Below are 15740 nucleotides of genomic sequence, written 5' to 3' on the forward strand. Positions count from 1 at the left end.
GCCGCGAGGTGGTCGGAGCCGGAGGCCGTCGGGCCTCCGGATCGCAATCACCGCGGCGAGGCGTTGCGCGGCTGTCGTGCTCGATCGCCGGCCGCTATGCGGCCGTCGTTCTTGATCGTCAGCCGCTACGCGGCTGTCGTGTGAAATCGCCAGCCGCTACGCGGCTGTCGTGTGAAATCGCCAGCCGCTACGCGGCTGTCGTGGCAATCGCCGGCTCGGTGACGCCGAGCCGCTGGAGCTTGTCGATGAGCGTGGTGCGGCTCAGGCTGAGCAGCCGCGCGGCGCGGCGCTTGTTGCCGCCGGCCTTCTGCAGGTACCGCAGGATCAGCTCCCGCTCGACCTGCGACATCGTCGACGAGAAGTTGATGCCCTCTTCGGGCGTGTGCGGCACGATCACGGGCGCGGCCGGCTCGCAGCCGGTTTCGGACGTTCCGAACAGCCGGTGCGACAGCTCCTCGGGCAGCGCCGCGGCGGGGATCTCCGGAGCGTGGCCGCTCATCGCGACGGCGTACTCGACGGCGTTCTGCAGGTGCCGGATGTTGCCCGGCCACGAGAACTCCATGAGCACGCGGAGCGCGTCCTGGCTCAGCACCTTCTCGGCCAGGTTGTTCGATCGGCACGACTGCAGCACGAAGTGGTGCGCCAGCGCGGGGACGTCGTCGAGCCGCGCCCGCAGCGGCGGGAGCTCGACGCGCACGACGCTCAGGCGATAGAAGAGGTCCTCGCGGAACGTCCCCTCCTTGACCATCTGCCGCAGGTCCACGTTGGTGGCGGCGACGACGCGGACGTCGATCTTGACGGGGCGGGAGCTGCCGATGCGCTCGACCTCGCGCTCCTGCAGCGCGCGCAGCAGCTTGCTCTGGAGCGAGAGCGGCATCGACGACACCTCGTCGATGAAGAGCGTGCCGCCGTTCGCGGCTTCGAACCGTCCGATCCGCTGCTGGATCGCGCCCGTGAACGCGCCCTTCACGTGGCCGAAGAGCTCGGCCTCCGCGAGCCCCTCGGGGATCGCGGCCGCGTTGAAGGCGACGAACGGCTGATCGCGCCGCGGGCTGTTGCGGTGGATCGTCCGCGCGACGAGCTCCTTGCCCGTGCCGGTCTCGCCCTGCAGCAGGATCGTGCTGTTCATCGGCGAGACGAGCGAGAGCGTGTGGAAGAGGCGCTTCATGGCCGGGCTCGAGCCCACGATTTGATCGAAGCAGGGGGCCTCGGCCGGCACGACCGGGCGCACGGGCACGATGCGGGCCGGGTGGCGGCGCTCGACGGCGGCGGGCCGCAGCAGGTCGACGATCTGGGCGGGCTGGATCGGCTTGATCAGGAAGTCGGCCGCGCCGCGCTTCAGTGCGCGGACCGCGTGGTGCACGCTGCCGAACCGCGCCGTGACGACCGCGCGCATGTCGGGATAGCGGGTGAGCGCCTCGTCGAGCACGTCGAGGCCATCGCCGTCCGCCAGCCGGACGTCGACGACCAGCCCGTCGTAGGCGAAGCCCTCCAGCCGCGACATGGCGTCCGCCATCGTCGAGCATTCCGCGGCGGTGAAGCCGGCGGCTTCAAGGGCGAGTGCGAGCGATCGGCGTGAGTCTGATTCGTGATCTGCGATGAGGACGGTCGAACGCGTACGGTCGGACACGGAACTCTCCCTGGGGAGGCAGGAGGAGCACCCCTCTGGTGCAACTCGTCACGGCGCGCACTCAAGAGCAAACGCGGTGCCACGGGATGAATGACGGATTTCGTCTTGTCCCGACCAATGTGCACGCGGAGCCTCGGCCGCACTGTCAAGCAATTGGCTTTCGGGTCGATTTCTGAGTTTCTGGCCGGAAAACCGACAGCGCCATGACGCCTCGCTGACGATCGCGACGGCCGTGTGCACGCGGCTGCCTGCCGCTGCACGCTGTCGGCCTGGCGACCAGGTGTCGGCGGCACGACGCACGAATACGGCCGGCCGCCCGACGCCCGATCCGCCGCTCGACCGTGCAGTGGGGCGACACGGCGTGCACGACCGTGCAGCGGCACTGCGCTTGCACAAGCGCGGCGTGCGCGGACCGCCTGTTGTCGGGCTGGGCCGGCGCGCACGGAGGGTCGGATGGCGGACACGTACTCGGATGCGGCGATCACCGCCGCGCTCGGTCGTCAGATGACGAAGGCCGTGCAGCGGCAGGCGGTCGCGGCCGGCAACCTCGCGAACCTCGACACGCCGGGCTATCGAACCAAGGACGTGCGGTTCACCGAGGCGCTCGACGATCAGTTGGGCGGCCTGCGCACCACCAACGCGCGTCACCTCGGCGCCGAAGCGGCGCGCGGCGGCGGCGAACAGACCGAGGCGCCCGGGCTCGCCCCGCGGCGCGACGGCAACAACGTACAACTCGACCGCGAGCTGCTGAGCTTGAGCCGGGCGGCCGGCGACTTCAGCGCGGCCCAGACCGTGCTCGCCGCCAAGTTCCGGCTCGTGCGCTACGCGATCAACGAAGGGCGCTAGCTGATGTCGACCTTGATTGGAGCCATCAACGCCGGGGCGAGCGCGCTCGATGCGCAGCGCGCCCGGATGGAAGTCGCCATTTCGAATCTGGCGAACGCCGAGTCGACGCGCGGTCCCGGCGGCGTGCCGTACCGGCGGCGCGAGGTCGTCCTCGCCGAGAAGCCGGCCGACCCGCTGGCCGGCCGCGTCGAAGCGTCGGGCGTGGAAGTGGCCGCCGTGATCGAAGACCAGACGCCGTTCCGCCGGCGGTACGAGCCCTCGCACCCGGACGCCGACGCCGACGGCTTCGTCGCCGTGCCGAACGTCGACGTCCCGGAGGAGATGGTGGACATGCTCGGCGCCGCGCGCGCCTACCAGGCCAATCTCAACGCGATCGGCCTCATCCGCGAAACGATCCAGAAGGCGCTGGAGCTCGCGAAGTAATCATGGCGATCGACCGCATCTCCTCCTCCATCGCGTCCGGCATCGACTCGTCGTCGGCGCCGCGCACGACCGCCGTGGACTTCGGGTCGGCGCTCGAACGCGTGGTCGCCGCCGTGGACGGCTCGGCCGGCGAGGCCAACCAGGCGATCGGCCGGATGGTCGACGGCACCGGCGACGTCCACGAGGCGATGATCGCGCTGCAGCGCGCCGACACGCTGCTGCAGCTCACCGTGCAGATCCGCAACAAGCTCGTGCAGGCGTATCAGGACGTCATGCGCATGCCCGTCTAGGCGAGTAGATCGTGAACCCGGATCAGCTCCTCGCGCACCTCAAGAAGCTCGCGACGACCCTGTCGGCGAAGCAGATCCTCGGCCTGGCCTCGGCCTTCGTGGCCGTCGTCGCGGTGGTCGTCGGATCGGCGTACTGGATCAACCAGCCGTCCTACACGCTGCTCGTCGCCGACATGGATGCCGAGACGGCGACGGCCGTCGTGTCGAAGCTCAAGGCGGGCCGCATTCCGTACGAGCTCGGCGACGGCGGCCGCACCGTGAGCGTGCCGGCCGAGCGCGTCGACGAGCTGCGCCTCGACCTCGCGTCCGGCGGGCTGCCGTCGGCCGGCCGCATCGGCTTCGAGATCTTCGATCGGCCGGCGTTCGGCACGACCGAGTTCCTCGAGCACGTCAACTACCGGCGCGCGCTCGAAGGGGAGCTCGCCCGCACGATCGGCACGCTCGCCGAGGTCTCGAGCGCGCGCGTGCACATCGCGATGGCGAAGGAATCGCTCTTCGTCGATCAGGAGCAGCCGGCGAAGGCGTCGGTCGTGCTGAAGCTGCGCGGCAACCGCCCGCTCGCGGCCAGCACGGTCAAAGGCATTCAGAACCTCGTCTCCGGCAGCGTCGAAGCGCTGCGGCCCGAGTCGGTCGTCATCCTCGACACGTTCGGCCGGCCGCTCACGCGCCCGCAGGAATCCGACGATGCGCTCGCGTCGAGCGCGCAGGGGGATCGGCAGCAGCAGATCGAGCGCGACCTGACCGCCAAGGTCGTCTCGCTGCTCGAGCCGGTCGTCGGCGCCGGCCGCGTGCGCGTGAACGTCTCGGCCCAGTTGAATCCGGACTCCGTCGAGCAGACCGAGGAGCACTGGGATCCGACGACCGTGCTCCGCAGCCGGCAGTCGTCGAGCGAAGGCACGGCGGCCGCCGCATCGGCCGCCGGTGTGGCCGGCGCGCGCGCGAACCAGCCGCCCGCCTTGTCCACCGCCGCGGCCCCGGCGCCCGCCGCCGCAGCGCCGGTCGCCGCCCTCTCCGGTCCGGGGCGCGTCTCGGAGACCGCCAACTACGAGGTCGGCCGCGTGACGCGGCACACCGTCAGCCCGCAGGGCGCGCTCGCCCGTCTCTCGGTGGCCGTCATCCTCGACGACGAGCGCGTCACGTCCACGGCGGACGGCGCCACGAAGACGACGACGCGCCCCTGGGATCCTCAGGGGCTGCAGCGCATCCAGGGGCTCGTGTCGGCCGCGGTAGGGTTCAACCAGGACCGCGGCGACCAGCTCACCGTCGAGAACATCGCGTTCGACGCGACGCCGCTCGAGGCGGCACCGGCCGAGCCGACGATCGGGCAGCAGGTGCTCCAGCAGGTCAAGCTCTACTGGCCGGCCGCGCTGCGCCTGGTCGGCGTCGTCGGCATCGCCTTCGTGGCGCTGTTCGGCGTGATCCGGCCGCTCACCCGCGCGATGACCTCCACGGTCACGCCGGCGGCGTTGCCGGCGCCGGCGGGCGCGTCGGCACGGTTGCCGACCGTCAAGGAGATGGAAGGCCAGATCGAGGCGGAGCTGGACGGTGCCGCGAACGGCCAGGGCCGGCGGCTGCCGGTGCTGACCAAGCGCGTGGCGAAGCTCGCCAACGAGGAACCTGAACAGCTCGCCCGGATCGTGCGCGGCTGGATCGCGGAGGACGAGCGCTGATGGCGTCGCAGTCCGTTCCCTTGAGCGGCCCCGAGAAGGCGGCCATCGCGCTGATGGCGCTGAGCGAAGACGGCGCGGCGTCGCTCTTCCGGTACCTGGCCGAGGACGAGGTCGAGAAGGTCGCGCGCGTCATCGCCGGCATGGGCGCGGTGCCGCCGGAAGTCGGCGAGCAGGTGCTGACCGAGCTGAACGCCTCGGCGAGCGGATCGCCGATTCCCGCCGGCGGCGTGGAGCAGGCCCGGCGGCTGCTGAACAAGGCGCTCGGGCCCGACCAGTCGCGCCGCGTCATCGATCGCGTGGTGGACTCGCTGCACACGGCGGCGGGCTTCGCGTCGATCGAACGCGCGAACCCCGAGCAGTTGTCGAAGTTCTTCCTGGGCGAGCACCCGCAGACGACCGCGCTCATCCTCGCGCACCTCAATCCCAACAGCGCCGCCCAACTGCTCGAGCAGTTGCCGGACGAGATGCGCACCGAGGTCGTGCTGCGCATGTCGAACCTCGGGGACATCCCGCCCGACGTGATCTCGCGCGTGTCGAGCGTGATCGAGCAGCGCCTGCGCGGGCTCGGCGGCCAGCGCCGCGAGCAGCGCGGCGGCGTGCGCGCCGTCGCGGAGCTGTTCAACTGTCTCGACCGCAGCGTGAGCCGGCCGGCGCTCCAGCGCCTCGAGGCGATCTCGCCCGACACGGCGGTGGCGGTCCGCAACCTGATGTTCGTCTTCGAGGACCTCGTCAACGTCGAGGAGAGCGGCATCCGCGAGATCGCGAGCCGCGCCGACAAGAAGACGCTCACGGTCGCGCTCAAGGGCGCGAGCGAAGCCATCCGCCAGCGGTTCTTCTCGAACATGTCCAAGCGCGCCGTCGACCTCATGAAGGAGGAGATGGAGATGCTGGGCGCCGTGCGGCTGCGCGAAGTGGAGAAGGCGCAGCACGAGGTGGTCGGCATCGCGCGCAAGCTCGAGGAGGAAGGCCTCATCACCACCGGCGCCGGCGCCGGCGAGCCGTATGTCACCTAGGGCGCGGCGTGCCGGGGCGGCGTCGGCCGTCGCCAGCTTCGAGTGGCGGCCGCCCGCGCAGCCGGCGCCCAAGGCCGCGCCGACGCTCATCGCCGTCGCCTTCGCGTCGCCGGGTGTGGCCGCCGATGCGGTCGCCGACCCACGGCACGAGACCGAAGCGCGCGAGATCCAGTTGCCCTCGGTCAGCACGGAGCATCTGCGCGCGGTCGAAGAAGAGGCGTACGCCAGAGGCCACGCGCGCGGCCTCGAGGCTGCCGAGACCGACGCGGCGCGGGCGCACGACGAAGCGCGCGCGCGCCTCGCCGCCGCGCTCGAGGACCTCGCCGGCCTGCGGGTCGGCCTCATGCGCCGCGCGGAGCGCGAGCTCGTCGAGCTCGCCGTCGCGATCGCCGAGCGCGTCATCCGCCGCGAGCTCGAGATCGATCCCGATCTGTTGCAGCTCATCGCGCGAGTCGCGATCGATCGGCTCGGCGAGCGAGCCAGCGCGGTCGTGCACTTGAACCCGGCCGATCATCGCCGGCTCTCGGCCGGCGACGCGCTCGGCGGCATCGACCTCGTGGCCGATCCGGACGTGCCGGCCGGCGGATGCCTCGTCGTGTCCCCGTCGGGCGAGATCAACGCCGGCATCGAGGCGCAGGTCCGCGAGATCTCGCGCGAGCTGATCGGGGGCGACGGCGACGAGGCGCCGCGCGATGTCGTCGCCGCTCGCTGACCCGTCGATCTCGCTCGCGCCGTACCTCGCGCGCCTTCCGCGCATCGATCCGATGCCCGTCGCCGGCCGCGTCGTGCGGGTCGTGGGCCTGCTCGTCGAAGCCATCGGCCTGGAAGTCGGCGTGGGCGACGTCTGTCAGGTGCGAACGAGCGATCGCCGGACGGTGCCGGTCGAGGTCGTCGGGTTTCGCGACGGCCGGCTGCTCGCGGTGCCGCTCGCCGAGACCACCGGCGTCCGGCCCAACGATCGCGTCGTCTTCCGCGGCGAGACGCCGAGCGTGCCGGTCGGCGACGAGCTGCTCGGCCGCGTGATCGACGGATTCGGCCGGCCGCTCGACGGGCGCGGCGAGATCGCCGCCTGCCGCCACGCGCCGTTGTACGCCCCGCACCTCAATCCGCTCGATCGCGAGCCGATCTCGCTGCCGATCGGCACCGGCGTGCGCGCCATCGACGCGCTGCTCACCTGCGGCCGCGGCCAGCGCATCGGCGTCTTCGGCGGCAGCGGCGTCGGCAAGAGCACCCTCCTCGGCATGATGGCGCGCGGCACGGAGGCCGATGTCGTCGTGCTCTGTCTGGTCGGCGAGCGCGGCCGCGAGGTGCGGAGCTTCCTCGAGCACGACCTCGGCCCCCGCGGCCTCGCCCGCTCGGTCGTCGTCGTGTCCACCTCGGACGATCCGGCCCTGGCGCGCCAGCGCGCGGCCTACGCGGCGACGACGATCGCCGAGTCGTTCCGCGACGCCGGCCGGCACGTGCTGCTGATGATGGACTCGATCACGCGCTTCGCGATGGCGCAGCGGGAGATCGGGCTCGCCGCGGGCGAGCCGCCGACGGCGAAGGGCTATCCGCCGTCGGTGTTCGCCAGGCTGCCCGGCCTGCTGGAGCGCGCCGGCGCCGTCCGCGGCCGCGGCAGCATCACCGGGTTCTACACCGTGCTCGTGGACGGCGACGATCACAACGAGCCGGTCGCCGACGCCGTGCGCGCCATCCTCGACGGCCACATCGTGCTCTCGCGGGATCTCGCCGCGCGCAATCACTATCCCGCGATCGACGTGCTCCACAGCGTCAGCCGGACGATGCCGGACGTGACGAGCGTGGAGCACCGCGTGCGGGCCGGCCAGTTGCGCGAGTGGCTGGCGACGCTCCGCGACAACGAGGACCTCATCAGCGTCGGCGCGTACGTGCCGGGCAGCAACGCGCGAATCGACACCGCGCTCGCCCGCCGCGAGTTCGTCGGCCGCTTCCTGTGTCAGCCGGCCGACACGAGCGTCCGGCTGGCCGACGCCGTCGGCGCGCTGATGGCGCTCTGACGTGGCGACGTTCCGCTTCCGCGCGGCCGCGGCGCTCGAGCGGCGCCGCGAGGACGAGACGCAGGCGCTCGCCGATCTCGCGCGCGTTCAGGCCAGATTTCACGAGGCGAGCACGTCGGTGGAGGCGGAGGTGGCGCGCCGCGCGCGCGCCGAAGCCGACGCGGCCGTCGTCCAGCGGCGCGGGTGCGACGCCGAGACGCTCCTGTGGCACCGGAATTGGATTCTGCGTCTGGCATCGGCCGTCGAGCGGCTGCGACAGGAACGCGACGCGTGCGCCGCCGACGTGGAACGGGCGCGCGCCGCCTGGATGGAGGCGCGGCGCCGGCGGCTCGCGCTCGAGCGCATGAAGGAGCGCGCCTGGCGCCGGTTCCAGCTCGCCGAACAACGGCAGACCGCGAAAGAACTCGACGAGCTCGCCCGACTGCGCTTCGTCGCGTCGGACCAGTGGAGGCACGACCCGTGACGACACCCGTATCGAACGAACAGACGTCGGCGGCCGACAACGCCGCCTGGCCCACGCACGACCGCACCGCCGCCGCCGCGCCGAAAGACGACGCGCTCGGCAAGAACGCCTTCCTGTCGCTGCTCGTCACCCAGTTGCAGCATCAGGACCCGCTGCAGCCGCAGGACAACAGCGAGTTCCTCGCGCAGCTCGCGCAGTTCACCTCGCTCGAGAGCCTGCAAACCATCAAGGACGACATCGCGGCGCTGCGCGCGCTGCTCGAGGCCGGCGCCGCCAGCCAGACGTCCACCGCGCCCGCCACCACTGGAGGAGTGTAGATGTCCGCGAACTCTTTCTCGCCGAGCCTCTCCGGGTTGAACGTCAACCAGCAGAAGCTCACCGTCATCGGCAACAACCTGGCGAACCTGAACACGGTCGCGTTCAAGTCCAGCGTCGTCAACTTCGCCGACCTCGTGAGCCAGTCGGTCGGCGGCAACAGCCTCAACCCGATGCAGATCGGCCTGGGCGTCGCCATGGGATCGGTCAGCCCCAACTTCACGCAGGGCGGGATCGAGAACACCGGCATCTCGACCAACGTCGCCATCCAGGGCAACGGCTTCTTCCTCGTCGGCGATTCCGCCCACCGCGCGTACACGCGCGCCGGCAACTTCGCCTTCGACGCCAACGGCGTGCTGACGACGCCCGACGGGCAGCCCGTGCAGGGCTACACCGCCGTCGATCCGGTCACCGGCCAGGTCACGGCCACCGGCCAGCCGAGCGACATCGTGATTCCGCCGGGCGTGCTGCGCGCACCCATCGCGACCACGCTCTTCGGCACCACGCTGAATCTCGATGCGAACGCCGCCGTGGGCGCGGCGTTCACCTCGTCCGTGCAGATGTACGACTCGCTCGGCGTGTCGCACGTCGCGACGATCAACCTGACCAAGACCGGCGTGGGCGCCTGGAGCTACGACGTCACCGTGCCGGGCGCCGAGGTCACCGGCGGCACGGCCGGCACGCCGTTCAGCATCGGCACGGGCACGCTCGGGTTCAACAGCCTCGGCAAGCTGACGGCGGTCAACGGCGGCGCCGCGGCCGACGTGACGATCACGAGCCCGGCGTGGGCGAACGGCGCCGCGGCCGTCAACTTCGCGTGGGATCTCGTCGACGTCAACGGCACTGGCACGATCACGAGCTACGCCGCGCCGTCCGCGACGTCGTCGGTCACGCAGAACGGATCGCCGACCGGCGCCGTGTCGAGCATCATCAGCATCGACGCCGAGGGCCGTCTGGTGGCGTCGTTCGGCATCGGCCGCACCGTGACCGTCGCGCAGCTCGCGATGGCGAGCTTCAACAACCCGCAGGGCCTGGTGAAGCTCGGCACCAACCTCTACAGCGAGAGCGAGGCGTCCGGCATCCCGAGCGTGGGCGTGGCGGCCAGCGGCGGCCGCGGCACGCTGATCGGCAGCGCGCTCGAGCAGTCGAACGTCGACATCGCGACCGAGTTCACGCAGATGATCCTCGCGCAGCGCGGCTATCAGGCGAACTCGAAGAGCATCACGGTGGCCGACGAGCTGCTCGTCGACACGCTCAACCTCAAGCGCTGACCGCTGAAGGCGCAACGCGATGAACGTGAGCCAGATGCTCCCCGCGGCCGCGCCCGCGCGCGCGGCGAGCGCGCCGGCGCCGCCGCGCGCCGCGCACGGCCAGACCGGCACGGCCGGCAGCTTCGACGCCATCGTCGGCGCGCTAGCCGGCGCGGCCGGCGACGAACACTCCGGTGGGCCGGCACAGATGGACGCCGGCACGCCCGCGGCGACCGAGGCCGGCGTGCCGCCGGCCGACGACGCCTCCTCGATCGATCCCGCCCAGAACGTGCCCGCCTTCAGCGCCTTCCTCCCGTTCGTCCAGCCGGCCGATGCGGCCGGCTGGGCGGCGGCCTTCGCCGCCATCGCGGGCGGCGCGCCGGAGGAGGACGCGAAGGCCGAAGGGCAGACCGGAATCGGCCGCGCCAACGATCCAACGGGAGCGGATGACGACAGTTCACGGGCCGCCAGCGCGGCACTCGATGCGGCGCCGCATGACCAGGGCGTGCCCGTCTGGCTCGCACCGGCCGCGCCAGCCGCGCCGCCACCGGCGGCGTCCGACGGATCCTCGTCGGATTCCGCGACGAGCGGCCGCAGCGCGATGCCGGATCCGGCGATGACGCCCGGCAAGAGCACGCCCGCGGCCACGGCGCATGAACCGAACGTTGCTCACGGTGCGGCGCCGGCGGCGCTGGCGCCGGCGGCGGCGGCCGGCCAGGCGCCGTCGTCGGAGATGGATCCCGCCGCGGCTGCGAGAGACGCGGGCCCGACCGGCGGCGCCGTGCCGCCACGCGGCGATGAGTACACGCCGTCCGCGCCCGACACCGCTGCAACGGAAACCGGACAACAGCCGGATCCCGCGGCGTCCGCTCAGCAGGCGCGTGCAACGGCGCGCGCGACGCGGTCCACCGCGGCGAACGCCGCGCTCGCGGAAGGCGATCGGAGCGGCCAGGCGAAGAGCGCATCCCGAGCGGAGGCGTTGCTCTCCCGCGTCGAGCATGCCGCCGGCACGAGAGGACCCGCGCACGCTGTCGTCGCATCGGCCGGGCTGCTGTCTCACGGCATGGCGTCCGCGCCAGCCGTCGCGGCGGCGGCCGTCGCAACGGCGTCGTCCGCGCCGCTGCCGGGTGGAGGCACCTTGCCGGAGACGACGATCGCCGATCTCGTCCAGTCGATTCGGCTTCGCACGCTGCAGGGTGGCGGCGAGGCGCACATCCGGCTGGAGCCGCAGCACTTCGGCGAAGTGACGATCTCGGTTCGCGTGGAAGACGGTCAGGTCGTCGCGCGCGTCGTCGCCGAGTCGACGGCCGTGCGCGACTGGCTGCAGAGCAACCAGGGCTGGCTGCGCACGCAGCTCGCCGAGCAGCAGCTCACGCTCGATCGTCTCGACGTCCGTGAGCCCGCCGATGCCCAGGAGACCGGCAGCGGCCCCGACGGCCGCCGTCATCAGGACGACCAACGGCGCCAGCGTCGCGCGCGGCAGGCCGACACCGGCGCGCGGTTCGAGGTCGTCGCGTAGCAGGAGCAGACGTGATCAACAACGTACACACGAGCATCGCGGGAACCGCGCAGCAGCCATCGTCCGTCAGGCAGGTGGCGAAGGGCATCAACCAGCACGGCGCGTCCGATCCCGCGCAGGGATTCGATCGCTTCCTCACCGACGTGCTCGCGAAGATTGGCGACGCGAACGCCGGCGATCGACGCGTGGCCCCGCCAGCGTCGGCGTCGCCTGCCGTGCCGGATCGCGTTGCGCCGGCCAGCACGGGCGCGGCGCGCGTCGCCGGCATCTCGAGGTGAGCCATGGCTGACGCGGCAGAGACCCCGGCGGCGCCCGCGCCGAAGAAGAAGTCGGGCTGGATGCTCAAGGCGATGATCGCCGTGCTGGTGCTCGGCGGCATCGGCGGCGGCGCCGCCTGGTACTTCCTGCGCGGCGGCGCGGCGGAGGCCAAGGCCAAGCCCGAGCCGCCGCTCGCCGAGCGCGGCCTCGTCACGTTCGAGCCGTTCCTCGTGAACCTCGCCGATCAGGGCGCCAACCGCTTCCTCAAGGCGAACGTGCAGCTCGTCGTCGAATCGGCCGAAGAGGCCAAGCACGTCGAGGAGACGCCGGTGCTCGCGAGCCACCTGCGATCCGCGATTCTCGAGCTGCTCACGCAGCAGACGGCCACGAGCCTCGTGACGGCCGAGGGCAAGGAGTCGCTCAAGCGCGCGCTCAAGGAACGGACCGGCCCCGTGCTCGGGGACGGGAAGGTGCTCGATGTCCTCTTCGCCGAATTCGTCGTCCAGTTCTGACGCCGCCGCGCGCCGGCATGCCCTGTCGTGGCTCATGGACGTGCCGTGCCCCGTGGACTTCGTGCTCGGCACGACGACGGTGAAGGTGCGCGAGTGCGCGCAGTTCGAGCCCGGCACCGTGCTGCGGCTGCGTGAAGCCGCCGGATCCGATCTCGAGGTGCGGGTGGCCGGCGTCGCGATCGCCACCGGCGAGGTCGTGATCGTCGACGAGAACGTCGGCTTGCGCGTCGGCCGCATCCTGGCGCCGGGCCGGTTGGGGGATCTGTGATCGGCCTGCTCATCGCGCAGGCGGACGTCGTCGGATCGGCCACGCCGGATCTGCTGCCGTCGCTCTGGCGGATGTTGATTGCGCTCGCGGTCGTCCTGTCGCTGCTCGGCGGTCTGGCCTGGCTGATGCGCCGCGGGCTCGGCAAGAAGCGCGCGGCGACCGGCTTCGGCATCGAGTCGGCGCTGCCGCTCGGCGATCGCCGGTCGCTCGTCGTCGTCACGGTCGAGGGCCGGCGGCTGCTCCTCGGGCTGGCGCCGAATCACGTCTCGCTCGTGACCGAGCTCGGCGCGTCGCGGCCGTTCGACGCGGCCGTGTCGCGCGCGCTCGGCCGGGAGGGCACGGCATGAGCCGGCGGCTCCTCGCCGCGTGGATCGGCGTGAGCGCGCTGGTACTGCTGCCGAGCCTCGCCGGCGCGCAGGCCGCCGCGCGGGCCGCGGCGGCGGCGCCGGCGCAGAACCTGTCGCTGCAGGTCAACGGGCTGGGCGCCGTGTCGGCGCCGCTGCAGATCGTGGTGCTGCTGACGCTGCTGAGCTTCGTGCCCGCGGCGCTCGTCATGATGACCTCGTTCACGCGCATCGCGATCGTCTTCCACTTCCTCCGTCAGGCGATCGGCACGCAGGAGATGCCGTCGAACCAGATGGTGATCGGCCTCACGCTGTTCCTCACCGCGTTCATCATGGCGCCCACGGCCTCGCGGATTCACGAGGCCGCGATCGCGCCGGCGATCGACGGCAGCATCGACCTCACGACGGCGATGGAGCGCGGCGCGCCGCCGCTGCGCGACTTCATGCTCAAGCAGACGCGCCAGGCGGACCTCGCGCTCTTCCTGGATCTCGCGCGGCTGCCCCGGCCGGAGCGGCCGGTCGATCTGCCGATGCGGGTGGTGATCCCTGCGTTCGCGATCTCGGAGCTCAAGACCGGCTTCCAGATGGGCTTCTTCCTGTTCGTGCCGTTCCTGCTCGTCGACCTCGTCGTGTCCACGACGCTCTTGTCGATGGGCATGCTGCAACTGCCGCCCATGATGATCTCGCTCCCGTTCAAGGTGCTGCTGTTCGTGATGATCGACGGCTGGAACCTGCTCGTGGGATCGCTCGTGCGGAGCTTTCTCTGATGTCGCCGGGCCCGAGAGTCGAGGCCCGGTGCCGAGGACCGTTCTGTCATGTCTGAAGCGCTCGTCCTGTCCGTCGTGCGTGAAGCGATCCAGACCGCGCTCGTCATCTCGCTGCCGATGCTCGTCGTCGGGCTCATCGTCGGCGTGCTCGTCAGCGTGCTCCAGACCGTGACGTCGATCCAGGACAACATCCTCGCGTTCATCCCGCGCGCGGCGGCGATCTTCGTCGTGTTCGGCCTCACGTTTCCGTGGATGCTGCGGGTCGTGACCGGCTTCGCCGGCGCGCTGATCCGGCGGCTGCCCGAACTGGTGCGATGAACCCGTTCAGCGCGGTGGCCGCGTTCGGGCTGCTGCTCGTGCGGCCGGGCATGCTCGTCATGGGCACGGCCGTGCTCGGCGGGCCGCACGTGCCGCCGATGGTCCGCATCGGCCTCACCGTGCTCGTGGCGCTGGCGCTCGCCCCGTTCGTCGCGATGCCGGTGGGCCTGGCGCTGCCGGACCTGACGATCGTGATCGCGCGGGAGCTCGCCATCGGGCTCGCGCTCGGCCTGGCGATCCGGATCGTGCTCGCGGCCGCGGAGCTCGCCGGTCATTTCGCCGGGTACCAAATCGGCCTCTCGATGGGGTCCTTGATCGATCCGCTGAGCGGCGTCCGCAACAACGTGCTCGCGATCCTCTACGCCAACCTGTCGGCCGTGATCTGCCTCTCGTTGAACCTGCACCACGCGCTCTTCCAGGCGCTCGGCGATTCGTATCGCGCGCTGCCGGTCGGGATCGGCGGGGTCGACGCGTCGCTCGCCACGCACGTCGCGGAGCTCGTCGGCATGGTGTTCGTGCTCGGCGTGCGGATCGCGATGCCGGTGGTCGTCGTGCTGCTCGTGGTCGAGCTCGCGCTCGGCCTGCTGGGCCGCGTGGCGCCGTCGCTCAACGTCGTCACCGCCGGCGCGCCGGTGCGCGTCGTGGCGGGGCTGCTCGTGCTGGCCGCGTCGCTCACCGTGCTGCCCGGGCTCATCTCGCGCCACCAGTCCTCGCTCTTCCAGCTCGCGGCGAGCACCGCCGCGGCCTTCCGGTAGATCGCGATGGCGAGTCAGACCGGCGAGCGCACCGAGAAACCCACACCGAAACGCCGGCGCGAAGCCCGCGAGCGGGGCCAGGTCGCGCGCAGCCGCGATCTGTCCGGCGCGCTCTCGTTGATCGCCGTGGCGATGGCGCTCGGCTGGTTCGGCGTCCGGATGATCGCCGCCGTTCGCGACCGGCTCGTCAGCACGTTCGCCGTGCTGAGCGATCAGGCGCACGTCACGCTCGACGCGGGCGCGCTCTCGGCCGCGCTCTGGAGCGATCTGCACCTCGTGGCCCGCCTGGCCGGTCCGCCCGCGCTCGTCGCGGCCGGCGCGTCGATCGCCGCGAGCGTGGCCCAGGTGGGATTCGGCTACGCGCCGAAGGCGCTGAAGCTCAACTGGGGCGCCATCAACCCGGCCAACGGCATCCGCCGGCTCGCGCCGAAGCAGAGCGTGCCGGAGCTGGCCAAGGCGATGCTCGGCCTCAGCGCGATCGGCGCGCTCTGCTACGTGCTCGTCAAGGACTTCTACGTTCGCGCGCCGATGCTCATGGCGATGATGCCGGTCGAGTCCGGCTCGTACGCCTGGGACCTCGGGCTGCGCCTGCTGTGGCAGTCCGGCCTCGTGCTCGTCGTGCTCGCCAGCGCCGATTACGGCGTGCAGCGGTGGCAATGGCTCTCGTCGCTGAAGATGACGCGGCAGGAAGTCAAGGACGAGCAGAAGCTGCAGGACGGCAACCCCGAGATCAAGGCGCGCGTGCGCCGCGTGCAGCGCGAGATGGCGCGCCGCCGGATGCTGCACGCCGTGAAGACCGCGACGGTCGTCGTCACCAACCCGACCCACTTCGCCGTCGCGCTCGAGTACCGCCGCGACCGGATGGCCGCGCCGATCGTCGTCGCCAAGGGCCAGGACGCCGTCGCGGCGCGCATCCGCGCCGTCGCGCGCGAGCACGGCGTGCCGATCGTCGAGAACGTGCCGCTCGCGCGCGCGCTCTACAAGACCGCCGACATCGGCGACGCGATCCCCGCGGACCTCTTCGGGGCGGTCGCCGAGGTGCTGGCGTATCTCGTCCGCCTCAAACAGTTGACCCTCTAGG

General features: G+C 71.7%; 20 protein-coding genes. 19 read left to right on the plus strand and 1 reads right to left on the minus strand.

Annotated elements, in window-relative coordinates:
- Positions 1 to 187: 187 nt before the first annotated feature.
- On the minus strand, positions 188 to 1630 hold the full coding sequence (locus IT184_17280; protein MCC7010565.1) for a sigma-54-dependent Fis family transcriptional regulator: 1443 nt from the start codon (positions 1628 to 1630) through the stop codon (positions 188 to 190).
- 453 nt (positions 1631 to 2083) lie between these two features.
- Here IT184_17280 and flgB point away from each other — a divergent pair, with 453 nt between their 5' ends.
- From flgB to flhB, 19 genes are read left to right on the plus strand one after another with little or no spacing between them, the layout of a single operon-like run.
- Entirely contained in the window at positions 2084 to 2476 is a 393-nt protein-coding gene (flgB, locus tag IT184_17285) for a flagellar basal body rod protein FlgB (GenBank protein ID MCC7010566.1), read from the plus strand.
- 3 nt (positions 2477 to 2479) lie between these two features.
- On the plus strand, positions 2480 to 2899 hold the full coding sequence (gene flgC, locus IT184_17290; protein ID MCC7010567.1) for a flagellar basal body rod protein FlgC: 420 nt from the start codon (positions 2480 to 2482) through the stop codon (positions 2897 to 2899).
- 2 nt (positions 2900 to 2901) lie between these two features.
- The gene (gene fliE, locus IT184_17295; protein ID MCC7010568.1) at positions 2902 to 3189 is read left to right on the plus strand and encodes a flagellar hook-basal body complex protein FliE; all 288 of its coding nucleotides are present in this window, start codon (positions 2902 to 2904) and stop codon (positions 3187 to 3189) included.
- 11 nt (positions 3190 to 3200) lie between these two features.
- Positions 3201 to 4859 carry a flagellar M-ring protein FliF gene (gene fliF, locus IT184_17300; protein ID MCC7010569.1) on the plus strand — a complete coding sequence of 553 codons (1659 nt, stop codon included), beginning with the start codon at positions 3201 to 3203 and terminating at the stop codon, positions 4857 to 4859.
- The gene (fliG, locus tag IT184_17305) at positions 4859 to 5872 is read left to right on the plus strand and encodes a flagellar motor switch protein FliG (protein ID MCC7010570.1); all 1014 of its coding nucleotides are present in this window, start codon (positions 4859 to 4861) and stop codon (positions 5870 to 5872) included. The genes fliF and fliG overlap by 1 nt, the downstream gene beginning before the upstream one ends.
- Positions 5862 to 6584 (plus strand): hypothetical protein, encoded by a 723-nt coding sequence (locus IT184_17310; GenBank protein ID MCC7010571.1) that lies wholly within the window; start codon positions 5862 to 5864, stop codon positions 6582 to 6584. The genes fliG and IT184_17310 overlap by 11 nt, the downstream gene beginning before the upstream one ends.
- Positions 6565 to 7890, plus strand: coding sequence for a FliI/YscN family ATPase (locus IT184_17315; protein MCC7010572.1), 1326 nt, complete (start codon positions 6565 to 6567; stop codon positions 7888 to 7890). Before IT184_17310 ends, IT184_17315 begins: the two co-directional genes overlap by 20 nt.
- A 1-nt stretch (position 7891) precedes the next feature.
- Positions 7892 to 8353 carry a flagellar export protein FliJ gene (fliJ, locus tag IT184_17320; GenBank protein ID MCC7010573.1) on the plus strand — a complete coding sequence of 154 codons (462 nt, stop codon included), beginning with the start codon at positions 7892 to 7894 and terminating at the stop codon, positions 8351 to 8353.
- A complete protein-coding gene (locus IT184_17325) occupies positions 8335 to 8670 on the plus strand; it encodes a hypothetical protein (protein MCC7010574.1) in 336 nt (111 codons plus the stop codon). The genes fliJ and IT184_17325 overlap by 19 nt, the downstream gene beginning before the upstream one ends.
- Positions 8671 to 9939, plus strand: a complete 1269-nt coding sequence (locus tag IT184_17330) for a flagellar hook protein FlgE (GenBank protein MCC7010575.1) — start codon at positions 8671 to 8673, stop codon at positions 9937 to 9939.
- Positions 9940 to 9964: 25 nt separating this feature from the next.
- Positions 9965 to 11437 carry a flagellar hook-length control protein FliK gene (locus tag IT184_17335; GenBank protein MCC7010576.1) on the plus strand — a complete coding sequence of 491 codons (1473 nt, stop codon included), beginning with the start codon at positions 9965 to 9967 and terminating at the stop codon, positions 11435 to 11437.
- 11 nt (positions 11438 to 11448) lie between these two features.
- Complete coding sequence (locus tag IT184_17340) at positions 11449 to 11715, plus strand: hypothetical protein (protein MCC7010577.1); 267 nt, start codon at positions 11449 to 11451, stop codon at positions 11713 to 11715.
- Positions 11716 to 11718: 3 nt separating this feature from the next.
- On the plus strand, positions 11719 to 12207 hold the full coding sequence (locus IT184_17345; protein ID MCC7010578.1) for a flagellar basal body-associated FliL family protein: 489 nt from the start codon (positions 11719 to 11721) through the stop codon (positions 12205 to 12207).
- Positions 12208 to 12241: 34 nt separating this feature from the next.
- Entirely contained in the window at positions 12242 to 12475 is a 234-nt protein-coding gene (locus IT184_17350) for a FliM/FliN family flagellar motor switch protein (protein ID MCC7010579.1), read from the plus strand.
- Positions 12472 to 12822 (plus strand): flagellar biosynthetic protein FliO, encoded by a 351-nt coding sequence (locus IT184_17355; protein ID MCC7010580.1) that lies wholly within the window; start codon positions 12472 to 12474, stop codon positions 12820 to 12822. The genes IT184_17350 and IT184_17355 overlap by 4 nt, the downstream gene beginning before the upstream one ends.
- Positions 12819 to 13586: a flagellar type III secretion system pore protein FliP gene (gene fliP / locus IT184_17360; GenBank protein ID MCC7010581.1), complete on the plus strand. Its 768-nt coding sequence runs from the start codon at positions 12819 to 12821 to the stop codon at positions 13584 to 13586. Before IT184_17355 ends, fliP begins: the two co-directional genes overlap by 4 nt.
- Positions 13587 to 13634: 48 nt before the next feature.
- Positions 13635 to 13904 (plus strand): flagellar biosynthetic protein FliQ, encoded by a 270-nt coding sequence (locus tag IT184_17365; GenBank protein ID MCC7010582.1) that lies wholly within the window; start codon positions 13635 to 13637, stop codon positions 13902 to 13904.
- Positions 13901 to 14659 carry a flagellar biosynthetic protein FliR gene (locus tag IT184_17370; protein ID MCC7010583.1) on the plus strand — a complete coding sequence of 253 codons (759 nt, stop codon included), beginning with the start codon at positions 13901 to 13903 and terminating at the stop codon, positions 14657 to 14659. The genes IT184_17365 and IT184_17370 overlap by 4 nt, the downstream gene beginning before the upstream one ends.
- A 6-nt stretch (positions 14660 to 14665) precedes the next feature.
- On the plus strand, positions 14666 to 15739 hold the full coding sequence (flhB, locus tag IT184_17375; GenBank protein MCC7010584.1) for a flagellar biosynthesis protein FlhB: 1074 nt from the start codon (positions 14666 to 14668) through the stop codon (positions 15737 to 15739).
- The last annotated feature ends 1 nt before the right edge of the window (position 15740 follow it).

The sequence above is a fragment of the Acidobacteriota bacterium genome, from assembly GCA_020853395.1.
GTDB lineage: Bacteria > Acidobacteriota > Vicinamibacteria > Vicinamibacterales > SCN-69-37 > JADYYY01.

Excerpts from the sequence above, each read along its gene's own strand:
- flgB (MCC7010566.1), top strand. The coding sequence starts at position 2,084 with ATGGCGGACACGTACTCGGATGCGGCGATCACCGCCGCGCTCGGTCGT.
- flgC (MCC7010567.1), top strand. The coding sequence starts at position 2,480 with ATGTCGACCTTGATTGGAGCCATCAACGCCGGGGCGAGCGCGCTCGAT.
- fliE (MCC7010568.1), top strand. The coding sequence starts at position 2,902 with ATGGCGATCGACCGCATCTCCTCCTCCATCGCGTCCGGCATCGACTCG.
- fliG (MCC7010570.1), top strand. The coding sequence starts at position 4,859 with ATGGCGTCGCAGTCCGTTCCCTTGAGCGGCCCCGAGAAGGCGGCCATC.
- IT184_17310 (MCC7010571.1), top strand. The coding sequence starts at position 5,862 with ATGTCACCTAGGGCGCGGCGTGCCGGGGCGGCGTCGGCCGTCGCCAGC.
- IT184_17315 (MCC7010572.1), top strand. The coding sequence starts at position 6,565 with ATGTCGTCGCCGCTCGCTGACCCGTCGATCTCGCTCGCGCCGTACCTC.
- IT184_17330 (MCC7010575.1), top strand. The coding sequence starts at position 8,671 with ATGTCCGCGAACTCTTTCTCGCCGAGCCTCTCCGGGTTGAACGTCAAC.
- IT184_17345 (MCC7010578.1), top strand. The coding sequence starts at position 11,719 with ATGGCTGACGCGGCAGAGACCCCGGCGGCGCCCGCGCCGAAGAAGAAG.
- IT184_17350 (MCC7010579.1), top strand. The coding sequence starts at position 12,242 with ATGGACGTGCCGTGCCCCGTGGACTTCGTGCTCGGCACGACGACGGTG.
- fliP (MCC7010581.1), top strand. The coding sequence starts at position 12,819 with ATGAGCCGGCGGCTCCTCGCCGCGTGGATCGGCGTGAGCGCGCTGGTA.
- IT184_17365 (MCC7010582.1), top strand. The coding sequence starts at position 13,635 with ATGTCTGAAGCGCTCGTCCTGTCCGTCGTGCGTGAAGCGATCCAGACC.
- IT184_17370 (MCC7010583.1), top strand. The coding sequence starts at position 13,901 with ATGAACCCGTTCAGCGCGGTGGCCGCGTTCGGGCTGCTGCTCGTGCGG.
- flhB (MCC7010584.1), top strand. The coding sequence starts at position 14,666 with ATGGCGAGTCAGACCGGCGAGCGCACCGAGAAACCCACACCGAAACGC.